General features: G+C 45.7%; 10 protein-coding genes and 24 tRNA genes. 5 read left to right on the top strand and 29 right to left on the bottom strand.

Going from position 1 to position 16,295, the window contains the following annotated elements; genetic code table 11:
- The 26 genes from JGK39_RS04040 to JGK39_RS03915 form a co-directional block, all read right to left on the bottom strand.
- Positions 1-77, bottom strand: a tRNA-Ala gene (locus JGK39_RS04040).
- Positions 78-83: 6 nt separating this feature from the next.
- A tRNA-Arg gene (locus JGK39_RS04035) sits at positions 84-157 on the bottom strand.
- A gap of 367 nt (positions 158-524) precedes the next feature.
- Positions 525-1,811 (bottom strand): RNA ligase family protein, encoded by a 1,287-nt coding sequence (locus tag JGK39_RS04030; protein WP_293260551.1) that lies wholly within the window; start codon positions 1,809-1,811, stop codon positions 525-527.
- A 601-nt stretch (positions 1,812-2,412) separates the two neighbouring features.
- A tRNA-Arg gene (locus JGK39_RS04025) sits at positions 2,413-2,485 on the bottom strand.
- A gap of 57 nt (positions 2,486-2,542) precedes the next feature.
- A tRNA-Gly gene (locus JGK39_RS04020) sits at positions 2,543-2,614 on the bottom strand.
- A 100-nt stretch (positions 2,615-2,714) separates the two neighbouring features.
- Positions 2,715-2,785: transfer RNA gene (locus JGK39_RS04015), tRNA-Gly, on the bottom strand.
- Between the two features lie 57 nt (positions 2,786-2,842).
- Positions 2,843-3,685, bottom strand: coding sequence for a TIGR02452 family protein (locus JGK39_RS04010; RefSeq protein ID WP_293260554.1), 843 nt, complete (start codon positions 3,683-3,685; stop codon positions 2,843-2,845).
- Between the two features lie 93 nt (positions 3,686-3,778).
- Positions 3,779-3,850, bottom strand: a tRNA-Thr gene (locus tag JGK39_RS04005).
- A 95-nt stretch (positions 3,851-3,945) separates the two neighbouring features.
- Positions 3,946-4,019: transfer RNA gene (locus JGK39_RS04000), tRNA-Leu, on the bottom strand.
- 179 nt (positions 4,020-4,198) lie between these two features.
- A tRNA-Leu gene (locus JGK39_RS03995) sits at positions 4,199-4,272 on the bottom strand.
- Positions 4,273-4,300: 28 nt separating this feature from the next.
- A tRNA-Leu gene (locus JGK39_RS03990) sits at positions 4,301-4,375 on the bottom strand.
- A gap of 4 nt (positions 4,376-4,379) precedes the next feature.
- Positions 4,380-4,453 (bottom strand) — tRNA-Pro (locus JGK39_RS03985).
- Positions 4,454-4,457: 4 nt separating this feature from the next.
- Positions 4,458-4,538: transfer RNA gene (locus tag JGK39_RS03980), tRNA-Leu, on the bottom strand.
- A 24-nt stretch (positions 4,539-4,562) separates the two neighbouring features.
- Positions 4,563-4,639, bottom strand: a tRNA-Leu gene (locus JGK39_RS03975).
- A gap of 29 nt (positions 4,640-4,668) precedes the next feature.
- Positions 4,669-4,742: transfer RNA gene (locus JGK39_RS03970), tRNA-Gln, on the bottom strand.
- Between the two features lie 9 nt (positions 4,743-4,751).
- A tRNA-Gln gene (locus tag JGK39_RS03965) sits at positions 4,752-4,821 on the bottom strand.
- 231 nt (positions 4,822-5,052) lie between these two features.
- Positions 5,053-5,127, bottom strand: a tRNA-Asn gene (locus JGK39_RS03960).
- Positions 5,128-5,132: 5 nt separating this feature from the next.
- A tRNA-Phe gene (locus JGK39_RS03955) sits at positions 5,133-5,205 on the bottom strand.
- 4 nt (positions 5,206-5,209) lie between these two features.
- A tRNA-Ser gene (locus tag JGK39_RS03950) sits at positions 5,210-5,296 on the bottom strand.
- 1 nt (position 5,297) lies between these two features.
- A tRNA-Cys gene (locus JGK39_RS03945) sits at positions 5,298-5,375 on the bottom strand.
- Between the two features lie 34 nt (positions 5,376-5,409).
- Positions 5,410-5,491: transfer RNA gene (locus JGK39_RS03940), tRNA-Tyr, on the bottom strand.
- A gap of 13 nt (positions 5,492-5,504) precedes the next feature.
- A tRNA-Lys gene (locus tag JGK39_RS03935) sits at positions 5,505-5,579 on the bottom strand.
- A gap of 5 nt (positions 5,580-5,584) precedes the next feature.
- Positions 5,585-5,658, bottom strand: a tRNA-Glu gene (locus JGK39_RS03930).
- 486 nt (positions 5,659-6,144) lie between these two features.
- Positions 6,145-6,218 (bottom strand) — tRNA-Cys (locus tag JGK39_RS03925).
- Positions 6,219-6,293, bottom strand: a tRNA-Glu gene (locus JGK39_RS03920).
- Between the two features lie 141 nt (positions 6,294-6,434).
- Positions 6,435-6,507: transfer RNA gene (locus JGK39_RS03915), tRNA-Gly, on the bottom strand.
- Positions 6,508-6,764: 257 nt separating this feature from the next.
- Here JGK39_RS03915 and JGK39_RS03910 point away from each other — a divergent pair.
- Positions 6,765-7,526: a glutathione S-transferase family protein gene (locus JGK39_RS03910; protein ID WP_293255734.1), complete on the top strand. Its 762-nt coding sequence runs from the start codon at positions 6,765-6,767 to the stop codon at positions 7,524-7,526.
- A gap of 130 nt (positions 7,527-7,656) precedes the next feature.
- Here JGK39_RS03910 and JGK39_RS03905 read toward each other — a convergent pair whose 3' ends face one another.
- Positions 7,657-7,824, bottom strand: coding sequence for a hypothetical protein (locus JGK39_RS03905; RefSeq protein ID WP_293255731.1), 168 nt, complete (start codon positions 7,822-7,824; stop codon positions 7,657-7,659).
- Between the two features lie 37 nt (positions 7,825-7,861).
- Between JGK39_RS03905 and JGK39_RS03900 the strand changes: the two genes are divergently transcribed.
- Both JGK39_RS03900 and JGK39_RS03895 read left to right on the top strand, forming a co-directional pair.
- Positions 7,862-8,803: a polysaccharide deacetylase family protein gene (locus JGK39_RS03900; RefSeq protein ID WP_293255728.1), complete on the top strand. Its 942-nt coding sequence runs from the start codon at positions 7,862-7,864 to the stop codon at positions 8,801-8,803.
- Between the two features lie 207 nt (positions 8,804-9,010).
- Positions 9,011-9,832: a biotin--[acetyl-CoA-carboxylase] ligase gene (locus JGK39_RS03895; RefSeq protein ID WP_293255725.1), complete on the top strand. Its 822-nt coding sequence runs from the start codon at positions 9,011-9,013 to the stop codon at positions 9,830-9,832.
- 283 nt (positions 9,833-10,115) lie between these two features.
- Here JGK39_RS03895 and JGK39_RS03890 read toward each other — a convergent pair whose 3' ends face one another.
- Both JGK39_RS03890 and pdxA read right to left on the bottom strand, forming a co-directional pair.
- Positions 10,116-13,724 carry a BON domain-containing protein gene (locus tag JGK39_RS03890; RefSeq protein WP_293255722.1) on the bottom strand — a complete coding sequence of 1,203 codons (3,609 nt, stop codon included), beginning with the start codon at positions 13,722-13,724 and terminating at the stop codon, positions 10,116-10,118.
- A 120-nt stretch (positions 13,725-13,844) separates the two neighbouring features.
- Positions 13,845-14,891 (bottom strand): 4-hydroxythreonine-4-phosphate dehydrogenase PdxA, encoded by a 1,047-nt coding sequence (gene pdxA / locus JGK39_RS03885; RefSeq protein ID WP_293255719.1) that lies wholly within the window; start codon positions 14,889-14,891, stop codon positions 13,845-13,847.
- Between the two features lie 124 nt (positions 14,892-15,015).
- On the opposite strand from pdxA, the gene petM reads away from it, so the two are divergent.
- Both petM and JGK39_RS03875 read left to right on the top strand, forming a co-directional pair.
- On the top strand, positions 15,016-15,120 hold the full coding sequence (gene petM / locus JGK39_RS03880; RefSeq protein WP_172189541.1) for a cytochrome b6-f complex subunit PetM: 105 nt from the start codon (positions 15,016-15,018) through the stop codon (positions 15,118-15,120).
- 196 nt (positions 15,121-15,316) lie between these two features.
- Positions 15,317-16,294 carry an NmrA family NAD(P)-binding protein gene (locus JGK39_RS03875; RefSeq protein WP_293255716.1) on the top strand — a complete coding sequence of 326 codons (978 nt, stop codon included), beginning with the start codon at positions 15,317-15,319 and terminating at the stop codon, positions 16,292-16,294.
- The last annotated feature ends 1 nt before the right edge of the window (position 16,295 follow it).

The raw sequence follows: 16,295 nt of genomic DNA, 5'->3' as shown, positions 1-16,295 counted from the left end.
TGGTGGATTGCGATCGGACTCGAACCGATATCTTTCTAACAGCCAGTTAGATGCTTTTCCAATTAAGCTACGAACCCATTTAACAGGAGCGGTAGGACTCGAACCCACAACATTCGAGGTAGAAGCTCGACACTCTTTCCAGTTGAGTTACGCTCCCGAATTCTTTGTTAATAGGACTTACGCACGAGTATCAGAAACCGGGTTTGTAGGAACACGGCATTGCATTTCGTTGTGTCAATTTAAGGTCAAACCCACAGTCCGGCAGGGGTTCAAACCCCTGCCTCATAGCGAAAGTCGGTTAAAACCGACTGTAAGGTACAATTATTGAAAGTAGGATACTTGTCAAACAAAGTAACTAAAAATGCTCTCGATTTCAGTCCTCTTTGAGAGGACTTTTGCTATGAGACAGGGAATTGATTCCCTGTCGGTCTGTCGGACTCACAAACGATATCCGTATAGCATTTGATTAAGTTGACCCTACGAAAGGTAATGCCGCGTTCCTACAAACATGAAATCTGCTGTATCTACAAAGATTTAGCTTTTTCCTGATACCATTTCTTAGCAGAATTCATCACAGCTTTGTTGACCTCTTTCCAAGAAAGTTGAGCCGCCTCTAATTCGGCAACACTTTCTTTTTGTACGTCAGCCACAAACCATTGCAAAAAAGTTCCGATTTTTGCCATTTCAAACCCCTCGCACCTAACTGCTGTCACTCCTTGTTCCAAACGAGCTGGCGTTACAAAAAGATTCACAAAATCGTCAATACTTTGAGCAACTTCCGGGTCAATTTGCACTGGTAGTTTTGTTTTCACTGCTTGGTGTTTTTCACCTTTAGCTTTGAACAACAGTTCCGCATAGGACAGCCTTTCTGCAAGTTCGCCGCTTTCGGGAAACAAAACCAATCCTTCGCCAATTCCTTCGATGCCAAAAGTTTCTTTCACCCAAGGATCGACTTTTTCTACAGTATCAACCGCTTGATTGATGGTATCAACAACTGATGCTAGTTGCTCGCGATCGCCAAAATCCAAAACAAACGGTTCTCCATAAAAAGGCAAGACGAAAATATCGGGATTTTTTGGCAAAAACTCGGTGATTTTGTCGGGGCGAATTTCCAGTTTTGCAACTTTTCCATCTATGCCGCCGAATTGCACTGCAAAAACTGCGAAGATTTTGCGATCGACCTCAGATACAGCCGTGCGTTTTTGAATGCCTTTACCGCACCATTCCCCAAAAATAGTAACGTGTTCGGAACTTGCCAAATTAGCGAAAAAACTGATGTTTTGATTTACCCAATTAGCAAAGCCGAGATTGTCGTTTTCTGGGGAGATTATTTGCGATCGGCTTTGGACAGCAACTTGACCGTCTGTAAAGATTTGAATCCCGCCATTAGTACCGTCGAGTTTAATTTTAGCTCGATAAGTTATCTTCGGAGCTTCCCCAAGCAATTCTAAACTGCGGCGGAGATTGTACAGCAATTCGATGCTCGGCCATGTTTGAATTACGGCCGATCGAGCCACAGTTTCCTGACAATAAATAGCCGACAAATCAGTGCCGATTGGTTCCTCAACCTTAGCGAGAGCCATGCCAAAAGAATAAACGCCTCGCAGTTTTACAGGTAGAATTTTGGTGCCATCTTTCAGCACGGAATCAGTTAGAGCTACGGCAACAATATCGCCAACATCGTAAATATTTTCTGAGTTGGCAACTATTTGCACGGATTCCCACGCCGGAGCTGCAAAACTATAGACACGCAGCGCATCAGCATTCGGATGATTTTGTGCGGTTTTGACTTCCATAGCAATTACAGGCATGGGAAACTCCTTGATTTTTCAGTTAATTTCTAGGTGAAATTGAGATGGTTTGTAGTGAGGGATTATTCCGCAAATTCAGAGAACTAAAGTCCGCACTACGAACCAACTTTACAGTTTGTAGTGAGGGATTGATCCCGCAAATTCCGAGGACTAAAGTCCCCACTACGAACCAAATAAATTCAGGTGAAATAGTGCGATCGCACTTTGCGTGCGAGTTATCGGAGCATTGCGTTTTCTCAGTTACTAGAGGGACTCCGCCGATGAGTTACTACACACTCTTTAAAGGATGGCTACTTCTAAGCCTACCTATCGGGTTCATTGCACTCCCCGTTCGCAAACGCCCGCCGTTTTTGACAGCGTTACCTTTCCTCTCGTACTAAAGTATGTAGGCTCCAAAGATTGGGACACGCAAAAGTGCGATCGCGTTTAATATAAAACTTACGCACCAGCAGTCAGAAACCGGGTTTTTTTCCAAAAATCTTCCCTCGAAGCCAACAGATTAGGTAAAAAACCCGGTTTCTTTGCTCCAATACGTAAGTTTTGCAATATAAAAAATTAACCATTCAATGGAATCAACCTCCTTAAATTAAATCAAAAACAACGAGAGTGGTAGGACTCGAACCCACAACCTCCGCGTCCGAAGCGCGGTACTCTATCCATTGAGCTACACTCCCCTAAATTGGTAGTCCTGGCAGGAGATTACCCCGCCCTTGCTTGTACAGGACTACAAAAGCGGATGATGGGACTCGAACCCATGCGCTGAGAATGGCATACTCAGATGCTAACCTTTACATCACACCCGCAAACAAATTTGATATTTTAGCTTACACGCAACAGTCAATTGTCAACAGTTATAAAACCTGTCAACTGTCAACTGTCAACTGTCAACAGTTTAATTAGCCAAGCGGATAACGAGGCTCGAACTCGTGCCTAGAGTTTGGAAGACTCGAATGCTACCGTTACACCATATCCGCGCGATCGAAAATGTAAAACTGCTTTTATAGACGGCTCCTCCTCATTAAAAATCTTCATTAATTTGAGGAAAATCGACTGTCAAATTCTGCAAATATCTTTCCTTCGTCGCTAGAGTCGAGTACAGAAAATAGTACGCTTTTGAATCGGCCCCAAAATTGACTGTTTGGCAATAAAAAGTCTGCAAACATCTGAGCTACCATAGATGGATCGTTTCTAAATACACCACATCCCCAAGCACCTAAAACTAGCGCGTCGCAATTTTTGTTAACAGCTAAAGCTAACAATTTTGCACCGCGTCCGTACAGAGTTTCGCGGATTTTTCCCGTACTTTCTGACTCTTGTCTCAAAATCTGACCAGCATTCGGAGCACAACTCGTGATGAAATCAACAAGATAAGGTTCCTCAAGCAAAGTTCCATCATCTTTGCGGAATACTGAACAGCCGGGAGAGTAGATCAGTCTATCTGAGTAAAGCAGCGATTTATGAGAGCGGTGGTACTCGTAGTATTTGGGACATTTTAAAAGGCTTTTGTACAGTGCAGAACTGCGTGCTAAGCTCTCTTCTTGTGCTTGGGCGCCTTTGATGAATCCACCACCCGGATTTTTAGCAGAAGCGAAATTTAGGACTCCAATTTTTTCAAATTTGTGCGATCGCCCTATACGCTCGGCCCCCATGAGCGTTGTCTCATTCCTCACCATAAATTCGGTGTTCGAGAATTGGGGAGTACCTGAGAGAACGTTTTCCTGAATCGCTGACAGGGCATCGGGTTCGTAGTATGCCGTCCCCGCAATACATGATGCTAATTGGCGATCTATCTTAACCTGCTTCCCTTCCGGGGACAAGTAGCAACCATCTTCGAGAATTTTTAGGGTGTTTTGGGCGATCGCAATTCTTTTCATGCTTTTTACTCGGATTTGCTGGTAAAAATTATGGCTGTAACTTCTCTTGAAAAGTTAGCACAATTAGATAGACTCCTTCTTAACTTTAGGACCAGCAGGTGGCGAGATTTGAACTCGCATAAAAGCTTTACAAGAGCCTCATGTTGCCAATTACATCACACCTGCAATATTGGTGGCGGGGGCAGGAGTTGAACCTGCTATAAAGAGGCTTATGAGACCTCCAAGCCTACCCAGGCTACTTCACCCGCGATATCACCAAATACCCCTGGCTGGCCTCGAACCAGCAACCTCCTCGTTCTAAGCGAGGCACCTCTTCCAATTGGGCTACAAGGGCAATTTTGTTTAGTTAACAGGACTTACACACTCCGACTCAAGAAACCGGGTTTTTTACCTAATTTGTGGGTAAGTGCCAAGGATTTTCGTAAAAAACCCGGTTTCTGGCCCTAGGTGTAAGTCTGAGCTAATCTTTTTTCCTGGACACTGTAAGTTCCTCCAATATTTATGAAAAATTCATGCTCCCGACAGGATTTGAACCTGTAGAAAACTAGCTTCTCGAACTAGCGCGTCTGCCGTTTCGCCACGAGAGCAAATAACAGAAATTGGCTGTTAGCCAAGTACCCCTGACAGGATTTGAACCTGCAAAAACACTCGTTCTGAGCGAGTGATGTTTTCCAATTACATCACAGGGGTAAAGTCGGGATAGCAGGATTTGAACCTGCAACCTTCGGCTCCCAAAGCCGCCGCGCTACCAAGTTGCGCCACATCCCGTTCATGCTCCTGGTGAGACTCGAACTCACAATCAAAATAGAACAGATTTTAAGTCTGCCGCGTCTGCCAATTCCGCCACAAGAGCAAGTAGAAACTTAGGAATGAAAGTTGGTACTCCTGACTGGATTTGAACCAGCAACATACAAGGTTTGAGCTTGCTGCCTCTGCCAATTGGGCTACAGGAGCATAATTAATCTGCTTTGGCAAAAGCAGAACTGGGACGGCAGGGATCGAACCTGCATTTTGCCGCTTTCAAAGAGCGGTGCCATACCAATTAGGCGACATCCCAATGATTAAATGCCTGGGTAGGCTTTGAACCTGCAACCTCATCGTTCAGAGCGATGCGACTTGCCTTTCGTCCCCTCGGCAATTTAACAGGAATTACGCAAACAATGCTTGGACGCGCTACTGATAAATACTGCGATTGCTTCGTTCTTCGCAATGACATAAATATGTGAAGGACTTACGCACGGGTGGCCAGAAACCGGGTTTTTTGGGAAAACTTTCGCTGTAGTCCGCAGATTAGGTAAAAACCCGGTTTCTTTTTCGGGAGTGCGTAAGTCATGACCTTATTAATGCGTCCAAGACTGTTTGTAAAATGGCTGCCTCAGTAGGACTCGAACCTACAACCATCACGTTAACAGCGTGCAGCTCTACCATTGAGCTATGAGGCAACGAATCCCCCAAGTCAGTATCGAACTGACGGCCTCTTGTTCTTCACACAAGCACTCTACCAACTGAGCTATCGGGGGAAAACGGAGAAGGTGGGATTTGAACCCACGACGGTTGTTAAACCGCTCTTTCTTAGCAGGAAAGCGCCCTAAGCCTCTCGGCCACTTCTCCTTGGCGAGAACGGAGGGATTTGAACCCCCAAATCTTCAGTTTTGCATACTGAGATGTTGTCCGATTACAACACATTCTCTCGAGCGCAACTGCATATTAAATACAGTTGCGAATGGGTCGGGCTGGAATTGAACCAGCAACGCTTTAAGCTACTGTTTTACAGACAGCTACCCACACCAATAGGAGGGCCGACCCAAGGTTGAAAATTTGGTAGGTCGCCGAGGAATTGAACCTCGATCCATCCGCTTAAAAGGCGGCTGCAAAACCATTCTGCCAACGACCCACACAAAGTGCTGACGGGAGTTGAACCCGCAATCACTTGGGTGAAAACCAAGCGGCTTAAACCATTTGCCTACAGCACTAAAAATTTGGCACAGGAACTGAGAAAGGGCTAATGCAATTCCCTACTATACAAATGAAGAAAGGGCTAATGCAGTTCCCTACTATACAAATGATGTCCGCCTTGGCGGACGAAGAAAGAAACAAAGAAATAAGAAAATAAGAAAGGGCGAATGCAATTCGCGACTATACAAACGATGTCCGCCTTGGCGGACTAAGAAATAAATAAATAAGAAAGTAATACAACGGAATTTGGTATTATACTATCCTGTTTTTGGTGGCAGCGGCGGGATTTGAACCCGCATTGACCAAGGTGTAAACTTGGCGCTTTGCCATTAAGCTACGCTGCTATTTTACGGTCGCTTTGTTCCTTTTTTAAGTTGAAAATTTGAATTACAGGACTTATCGAAAAAATCGTTTTATGCACTAATTATAGCGGTGGGCATTGCACACCCTACAGATAGGTTCTGCGTGCAGGACTGTAATTTTTAATTTCTGATCGGGAACAAAGGTTAGGGCGGGATTTGAACCCGCGAAATTCGGTTTTGCAGACCGATGCTTTGAGCCACTCAGCCACCTAACCTGGGAGTCCCGACGAGGTTTGCACTCGCAATCTTCTGCTTGAGGGGCAGACGGCTTGACTTTTGCCTACGGGACTATTGATTTTAGATTTTAGATGTTAGATTGCTCCTGCGAGTAAAGCTGTTATTTTCAATTTAAGATTTTCAATTTTGATTGAAAATCCCAAATTCCAAATCCCAAATCCCAAATCCCAAATCCCAAATCTAAAATTGCTTGACGGGGCTGACGGGTTTCGATCCCGCTACCTTCGCTGCGGGTGAGCGACGCTCTCCCGATTGAGCTACAGCCCCACAAGATTTCTGTTTGGACGGGGTGGCGGTTGATTCCGCGTACTACAACCCGAGGGGGCTATGGTTGCCGGAGTCTACACCGCCCAATGTTCAAAAGTATGTGACATTGTTAATTGCCTATTCTGTTTTCAAGGTTCGTATTGCTCTTGGGTTAAAGCTTTGAAGCTCTTTCCCCTTTGCTGTACATTTATACTACATTACATACTACAAAGCTGTCAAGGGGGTAATACAACTTTTTTGGGAAATCTTTTTTTTGAGTGGGGTGCCGATCGCCCTTTCCCAACACTCCCACTCCCCAAATCCACGAAGAATCAAGATATTGGGCTGCTAAACTGGTTGTGTCGTCCGAGGTAAATCCGATGCTGAAACTGTACTACAATCCGATCTCTCTGAATTCTCGCCGCGTGTGGGTGGCACTTCTGGAAAAGCAGGTGGCGTTTGAAGCGATCGAACTCAACCTCGACGGCGACCAATTTGCACCGGATTTTCTGGCAATTAACCCATTTCACCGCATACCGGTGTTGGTGGATGGAGATTTAACTTTGGTGGAGTCCCTGGCAATTCTGGATTATATAGATGCAAAATATCCGACGCCCCCGCTGCTACCGACGGAGCCGAAAGCCTTGGGAATTGTGCGGATGGTGTCCGTGGTGACGTTAAATGAACTGTTGCCGGCAATGTTTCCATTGACACGGCAAATGCTTGGTGTGCCGGGAGACACTGAGGAAAAAGTGGCACAGTCAGAGCAACAGATATTAACGGTGCTGAGGTTTTTTGAGGGCTTGCTGGACGATCGAACTTTTTTTGCTGGCGAGCAGTTTTCTTTGGCGGAAGTGGTGGCGGGGACTGCGGTGCCTTCTGTGGGGATGTTTGGCATATCTTTGGATGAGTATCCGAAGTTGCAGGAGTGGGTGGATCGACTTGCAGGGCGCGAGAGTTGGGTGCAAACAGAGATACCTCCAGCGCAAATTGACGCGAAAATCCCAATTATTCGGAATTTACTGGCGGCAAGGCTTTAGAGATATGCCGGGCGACAAATATACCGGGCGATTAGAAATCGCGGCTACACAAACAATGTCCACCTCCGTGGACTTAAGAAACTTCTAGCCCGGTAAATATATCGGGTTATTGAAATCGCCCTTAATTTCTTCAATCCGCGCACCATCCGGGTTTCGTCTGTGTCGGCCCATTTTCGATCGCCCATTTTCGATCGCCTATTTTCGATCGCCTATTTTCGATCGCCCTTTCGATCCCGCTGTCAATCCCCGCTGAGACATATTTATCAAAAATTAGGTTTCTTTTCCCTGAAATTCCCATTATCATTATCCGCAGTGTGGAGTGAAAGGAATTTCAAGTGACCGGAAATCATCTGTTTCAAAGACTGAGAAAAAAATGGCGTTTTGTGGCGATCGCCCTAGCAGCGGCTGCGATTAGCTTTGTCATCGGTACGCTGCTACCGGGAAACCAACAGGGAACCGACAGCCCCGCAACCGCTGCGGTGCAGAATCTCAACCGATCCTTAAACGCAAATCCGCTAGCAAAGGAGGTTGGAGAGGATCGAACAGGCTTTAATCTCGATCGTACAATTGAGGAACTTCTCACCGTATTGGAATCCAAAGAAAAAAACTTGACTTTTGTGCCGCCTGAGCAGTTTCAGGGAAAAACTGTTTTTGAAGGGACAATCAAATATTCCCAAAAAGTTATTGCTTTAACAGTTGATGACGGGCCGTGGCCAGAAACAACTGAACAAATGCTGGATATTTTTAAGCAAAATGATGTTAAAGCAACATTTTTTTGGATAGGTAAATCTCTCGAAGCTTCTCCTGAAATTGCTCGCCGAGTTGTCGCAGAAGGTCACGCGATCGGCAATCATACGTGGCATCACTGGTACGATCCGATGGATGCGGCGACGGCGGCTAGCGAAATCGATCGCACGGCTAAACTTATTTACGAAACAACGGGAGTTAAGACTACTTATTTCCGCCCGCCGGGGGGTGTGTTGAATAATGGTTTGGCTAAGTATGCTAAGGAGCAGAATTATTCTGTGGTGATGTGGTCGGTAACTTCTGCTGATACCGATCCGCGCGCTCAACCGTCCGCTTTTGTGGAGAATGTGTTGAAGAATGCCAAGCCTGGGGCGATCGTGTTGATGCACGACGGCGGGGGCGATCGATCTCGTACTATTACGGCTTTACCGGAGATGATTGCTGGTTTGAAACAGCAGGGATATCGGTTTGTGACGGTTCCTGAGTTGCTGGAAATGCAAGGGCAAGCAGCGCAAACAGTTGATAGTTGATAATTGACTGTTGATAGTTGACATGGGACGAATTTGGCGCTGCAAGTTTGTAAGAGTTCCCGGCAAAATAGAAAAAACTGAATTCCGATGCTGCGAACTTAATCAACTTGTTTGTAGTAGAGACTTGAGTCCCGATCGATTCCCAGCCAAATAGAAAAAACTGAAGTCCGATGCTGCGATGTTAATTCACATTACTTCCATAAAACCTTGTTTGAACAGTCATTAATTCCGCCCGAATCAACAAATCGCACTTCCGAAAACATCCCAGAGTGGCTGCACACTTTAGATACCTGTCCGAGTACCAACAGTTGGTCGATCGCCCGCGCAGACCAACTGCACCACGGAGATGTAGTATTTACTAAGCAGCAAACCAACGGGCGCGGACAACAAGGGCGCACTTGGCACTCCCCAACCGGTGTTTTGACTGCTAGTTTTGTCCTCGACAACCTCAATCCCAATCTGTTGCCCGGACTCAGTTTAGCAGTCGGTTTGGCCGTGATTTTCGCGATCGAGGATTTGGTGCCCGAATGTCGCGATATGCTGCGCCTCAAATGGCCAAATGATGTCTGGATCGATCGGCAAAAATTAGCCGGAATTCTCTGTGAAGCCACTTCTAACAAGGTTTCCGGTAAAACTCGCGTGGTTGTCGGAATTGGGCTCAACCGCTGCGTAGATTTCGCGGCTGTGGGATTGGATGCAAGGGATATCGGCAATGCGGTAAGCTTGCATTCTATTGCTAGTAATGTGCCCGATGAATTGTGTTTGCTCGATCGACTCCGCCACTATTTACTCGAACTAGCCGATATGTTTTCCACCACCGACAAGCCACCCGAAAAGTCGGGTTTAACGCGGCTGTTACCCCAATTGCGCCGCCGCGACGGGCTGATTGGCTGTAATGTGGCGATCGAACTTTCCTCCGAAACCATCTGCGGAGAAGCCGCCGGGATTGACGGATGCGGCCGGTTGTTAGTATGCTTGGCGGGCGATCGAATACAAGCATTTACCTCCGGGCGAATTCGATTAAATTAAGAGTCATTAGTCCTTAGTCATTAGTCCTTAGTCATTAGTGCTGTCCCCCCGAGCGAACGTCCAACGTCATTAGTCATTAGGGAAAATTACCAATTAAAAATTACATCATATCCCTTTGATTCTGAATTTTATATGATGGAGTTTTGTAGGGGCGGGTTCACCGATATATTTGATAAATATCGACAAATTATATAAACCCGCCCAGCCCCTACCCAAGACGGTGCAACCCGATTTGATATTACCCAATTACCAATTCCCAATTACCAATTCCCCATTCCCCAATTTAATTTACCACCTCAAATACTACCAACCTGCTCATCCACAGCGGTTGATTTACCTCCACACCTTCAGGACGACCCTTAGTAGAAGCAACTTGTATCCTATTGCCATTTATCCCTTCTTTAACCAGAGCAGCCTTCACATTTGTCGCCCTTTCCAGCGCCAACTTTTGATTTTCCGCAGGACTGCTTTTAAAATCGCTGTAGCCAATTACCCTCAAATTAGTCGTGCTATTTTCCTCCATATATTCCTTGACTTTGCTCAGCTTTTGTGCTATATCTTTCGGCGACAAAATTGCCGAACCAGCACCGAAATAAAAGCGAACTTCTATGGGCGGTGACGGCGGTTGAGTTCCGATTCCCACTGTATTTGTTACAGACTTCACCCCCGGAATTTTCTCAAAAGCTTGAGTGATTTTCTGAGCATCTGTCGCTTTGCTCACACTACCTGCAACGGCGACTTTTCCCTCTGCATAGCGAGCCGAGATATTAATGCTTTCTAATTTATTCAAAAGAGCCAGAGTCCGCTTGACATCGGCTTCCGCTAAAACCGGATCGGGAGGTACTTCAACGGCTATAATTTTATTGTCAATTCTTAAGTTGGGAGCGGCTTGCTGAGCGATTTTTTCCGCTTTCGATCGCAACTTTTGATTCGGCACTCGTCCCGAAATCTCCAAAACTTTATCTTTAACATCTGCCGCGAGGCGATAAACTGATAACTCCGGAGCAGATTGTAAAGCTAAATTCGTATCTGCCTCTAAAGTTGCTGCAATGCCGCTGCGGTATTGATGAATTCCCCAAGGTACGCCAATTAAACCTAACGCTGCCAAACCAATAATTGGTACAATTGGAAGTTTGGGAGATTTAACTTTAGGCTCTGTATTCATTAACTTTTGCAAGTTCAAGTTAACTTCTGCTGGCACCATGGTTGGATCGCCGTTAAATGCCTGGATTTTATCCCCGTATTCTTGAATAATATTTTTGAATATCGCTCGCATTTTATACTTAAACCATTGCCTGATTTCTCCTTGCATCACTACTGCTAGATAACACGAACCCGCTACTTCCAATACAATCGTAGATGTACCGTATTCTATAGCATCAATCTCTGCAATATTTCCCGACTGAAGTATGCAATCGTTCACAAAAGAGCGAATAGCAGTCAGCATTCCCGCTACCATCTCTGATTCTAGCTGTTCGCGTTCAGACTGCTGCACTGCTGAAATTACTAAGCCAGATTGTGCGTGAATTAAAAATACAGCTTTAACAGTCAGCGCTGTTGTTTCTTGCATCAACAATTCTGCTTCAGAAATTCCCTGCAATTTGGCTTTTATTTTGCGACTAATTCCCTCAGGACTTAAAGATGATTCGAGTTTTTCATTAATCTCCCGCATCGTCTCGGCCATGTATTTTAAAATTGTGCTGCCGATGATAGGATAGAGCGCATCCGACATCGCTTCTTGCTTGAGAGCGATTTGCTGTTTGATTGCCAAGGCCATTTCCGGCGCGATCGCCATTGCAATTTCATCGGGCGATTCACTTATGCTGTGGCTGATTCCCACAGGAAGGGCCGGCGATATAGCTACTCCCATCGAGTGCCTGTTTTCTCGGGCTTTGGTATTAATTACTTCGTCAATGATCGGAGCTAGGGTTTCGGCAAATGATTTTTTACACTCATTAATTGTTTGGATCATCAGTCCCGGAAAAAGCAGTTTAATTCGGGCCACTACTTCTTCCCGAGCGCCTCCCCATTCAGCATCAGTTATTTTGCGATCGAGTTCTTGTACTTTACCGTTGAGATTGTAATTATAACCTACCACTTCATCTAACAAGGGTAAAATAGATTGGATTACCGATTTTTCTAGTTGGGAGTGATGGCTAACCATCAGCTCGTCAATCAAAGGTTTGAGTAAATCTGTAAACAAGTCTGTCGATTGATAAATCCGGTGTTCGATCGCCACAATCTTTTGTTCGATCTGCCCGAGTCTTTCCTCAATCCTTTTATTCTGAACGATCGCATCGACAGCCGGGGCGATCGCAGATTCTATCTCTAGCTTAGCGTCCCGAATGCTTCCGGACAGCAGTTCTAAGATCGCGGGCATGATTCTTCCCATCAACCCTTCGATCTCGCCTAAAACTTGCTGCTGAACTTCGACAATCTTACTTTCATTTTGCAATATTTGTGCTGCTATACCGCTGTTTTGAATAGCAGTATCGACAGCCGGTGCGATCGCCTCTCTCACCTCTAACTTTGTCTCGTCGATTTTCCGGTTCAGCGAATCAATCATTAACGGCATCAACCTTGCCATGATTTCTTCCGGCTGAGATTTTTGCTGGCGCTGAAGATTATTGAGCCTACTTTCTACATCGCTCAATTTTCCTGGAACTTCTCTTTGCAGAATTGCTGATTCAATCAAAGGTTCGATCGCTGCTGCTACCTCTAATTTTGATTCATCAATTTTCCGGTTCAACAAATCCGCGATTGCTGGCATTAGCACCGCCATAATCTCTTCTGGCGTCTGAATTGGCGACTCTTGGGTAGCCAATCTGCGCTCGACGATGCTCAATACTTTTTCTTCTATTTCTACCCAAGCTATTCTTACCTGTACTGAGGGTGCGAGTGTTTCTACAACCTCTAACTTTAATTCACTAATTTTGCGGGCGAGCAAATCGCTAACTACTGGAAGTAACTGTTTGATAATATCTTCCGGCTGCTGCTGGGAACGCTGCTGAACAGTCGCAAGTTTCTCTTCAATTATGACTACTTGTTCTTCCAGTGCGCTTTGATTGTCAATTACTTGATTGATTGTCGGTGCGATCGCCGAAGTCACCTCTAACTTAGACTCCTCTACCTTGCGGTTGAGCAGATCCCCCACCATCAACATTAGCCGTTTAACTAACTGTTCTGAATTCCCCAATTGCTGCTGGTTGAAGTCAGAAATTTGATTTTCCAAATCCGCTAATTTTGCCTGAACTTCCAGGCGATTCATTTTATCGTTGCTGGCGAGTTCTATCGCGTTGTTTAATTGAAACTTCAACCGCTCTAGATCTTCTCTCACCAACTCAGGAATTAAAGGTTTCAATAAATTCATCAATTCTTTCGGTTCAGACATGAGCTTCTCAAAATTTTCTAACCTTTGTTCTACGCTAAAAATATTACTGTAAAATTCCGGCAAATCCCTTTCAAACAGCAGTTTTTGCAACCTCTTAAACTCTTCTACTGCTTGTTCTAACTCTTCATCTGACGGTCGATAATTATTTTCTAAATCCGCGATCTTAGATAAACCTGCTTCGTCATTCTTGTTTCGTCGTCTGTAAGAGGGTATCTCTTCACGATCTTTTAACACTTCCGGTACAACAGCAGGTGATTCGATCAGAAAAGACAATTGGTTGCGCCGAGTTTCCTCTTCCTCAAGTCGATCTGCTGACTTTTGGGATGGCGGTAACTTCAGTTCGATTGGTTCCTTTCTTGATTGCTTGAGTAACTGCATTTCAGTCAGGATGATTAGCAATTCCTGAAGTTGATCTCCTGCTTTACGACTTGCCAGAATTGCATCTGACACCTCTGTTTCTGACTGATATAGGTTCCCTGAATTATCATTAGATGCTGCCATACTGTGCTACCCAAATCTGATTTTAACCGATCGACTAAAATGACCAGCTTGCTTGTCGCCTGACGCCAGCGAACATCAATAGGAATGACACAATTTTGCCCAGTGTCAGACGTATTAAGGCTATCGCCCTATTTTAACTGCTGCTCTGCGACTAGCCAACTGAGCCGCCAACTGCAACGCTGCTGTCATGCTGGAGGCATCGGCAATTCCTTGACCTACAATATCAAAAGCTGTGCCGTGATCGGGAGATGTGCGGACAAAGGGTAAGCCAATTGTAGTGTTGACTGCTTTGTCGAAAGCCATCAATTTGACTGGGATCAGGCCTTGGTCGTGGTACATTGCCAAGTAACCGTCGTGAGCTTCTTTGGCCAAACCGTACCAAACTTTAGCCGGTTTTACCCACATGGTATCCGGGGGGACTGGCCCGTCTAACTGCACTTGAGGAAAACGATCGCGCTGCGTTTCCAACCAAGGTATCATCCAGGAAAGCTCTTCATTTCCCAGTTTGCCATTTTCGCCGCTGTGAGGATTTAAGCCAGAAATCGCAATTTTTGGTCTTTCCAGTCCAAAATCTTCGCGCAAACACTCTACCAGCAATTCTAATTTTTCGCTCAGCAATTCTGGAGTCAAAGCATCGGGTACTTGACGCAGGGAAATATGTGTGGTAGCGAGTAAAGTTACCAGCGTCCAACCGCTGTGGGGAGATGTGGCGGCAAACAGCATTCCGAACCGCTGCGATTTCGCTTTTTCTGCGAGGAGTTCTGTTTGTCCGGGATAATTGTAACCGGCCGCCTGCCAGCAAGTTTTGGAAATGGGGCCGGTGACGATCGCACAAAATTCGCCGTCAAGGGTACGGGCGATCGCCCTTTCCATATACTCAAAGCTAGCCGCCCCACTAGCCGCATTCCCGACACCGGGGACAATGGATCCCCACTTGCTGTCTGGTGCGATATCAATAATGTTTAATGTTGCGGGATTTGCTGCTGTTGTAGCCCGATCGGTCGATCGCAACCGATCGTAAGTTTGCTGCAAAATCATCTTAGACCCGAAAACCGTCACCATCAAAGCAACAGCCGGATCTGCCAAAGCCTTGAGAATCACCTCCGGGCCAATTCCCGCCGGATCTCCGAGAGTTACAGCTAATTTTGATTGCCGATCGAGACTCAAGGCAATTTTCTCCCCAAAAAATACAGCAATTTCAGCAGTGAGATTTTAGCATTCATGTAGCTGGTTGCCCCAAATTATATTATTATCTTTATTTAATGCGATCGCCCAATTAGGCATATAAATCATGAATCCTGAAATTTTCAATGCAGCCTTTTTGTCCTTTTCCCTAATTTTCGTGGGTATAGGCGGAGGCTTCCTCCTGCTCAAACTGCAAGGCGGCGAAGAATAAGTTTTTGTAACAATCATTCAGAAGTCTTCTAAGTCAAGCCTTCTAGCTTCTGCGTGCCACCCCGAGCCAGCGTGCTGCTCAGGCTCTCCAGCCGAAAATGAGAAATATTCAGGTTTTTGTTAAGTTTTTATAAAAAACATAACGAAAACCTGATACCATCTTATAGAAAGTTTAAGATTCATAAATTAATCCCTAGATGACTTTATTGATTGTAGGAGCCACCGGCACCCTCGGCCGTCAAATAGCCCGCCGCGCCCTAGACGAGGGCTACCAGGTGCGTTGTTTAGTCAGAAATTACAGAAAAGCGGCCTTTTTGAAAGAATGGGGCGCCGAACTCGTACCGGGGAACCTTTGCCAGCCCGACAGCTTGATTCCTGCACTAGAAGGCGTCACTGCTATCATCGATGCAGCAACAGCCAGCGCGGCAGATTCTGTCAGCATCAAAAGAGTAGACTGGGACGGAAAAGTATCGCTGATCCAAGCAGCAGCAGCAGCAGGCGTCAAGCGTTACATCTTCTTCTCATTTCTCGACGCCGAGAAATATCCGCAAGTCCCTCTGTTGGAAATTAAGCGCTGTACCGAGCTATTCTTAGCAGAATCCGGTCTAGATTACACGATATTGAGACCTTGCGGATTTTTGCAAGGACTGCTAAGCCTGTACGCAATGCCGATTTTGGACGGTCAGGCAGTCTGGCTGCCCAACAAGCCGTCAGCCCTTGCCTACATGAACACTCAGGACGTTGCGAAGTTTGCCGTCCGGGCCCTTTCTGTTCCTGAAACCGAGAAAAAAAGCTTTCCGGTGGTGGGAAACCGCGCTTGGGATGCCGAAGAAATCGTGCGGTTGTGCGAGCGACTTTCTGGCAAACAAGCCAAAATCACCCGCACGCCAGATGCCTTGTTGCAGGCTACCCGTCAATTTGCTAAGTTCTTTCAGTGGAGTTGGAACGTAGCTGACAGATTGGCTTTTTCAGAAGTTTTGGCGGCCGGAAAACCCTTGAAAGCTCCGATGGATGACGTTTACAGTGTCTTCGGAATCGACCCCAAAGAAACTACTACTTTGGAGTCTTATCTCGAAGAATACTTTAATCTGATTATGAAGAAGCTCAAGGAAATAGAGTACGAGCAGCTTAAGACTAAAAAACGGAGTAAACAAAAAATGCCCTTTACATTTTAAA

It is taken from the genome of Microcoleus sp. PH2017_12_PCY_D_A, from assembly GCF_020738565.1.
Taxonomy (GTDB): domain Bacteria; phylum Cyanobacteriota; class Cyanobacteriia; order Cyanobacteriales; family Microcoleaceae; genus Microcoleus.
The sequence above is the reverse complement of the archived record's forward strand: the minus strand, read 5'-3'. Positions and strand labels throughout refer to the sequence as shown.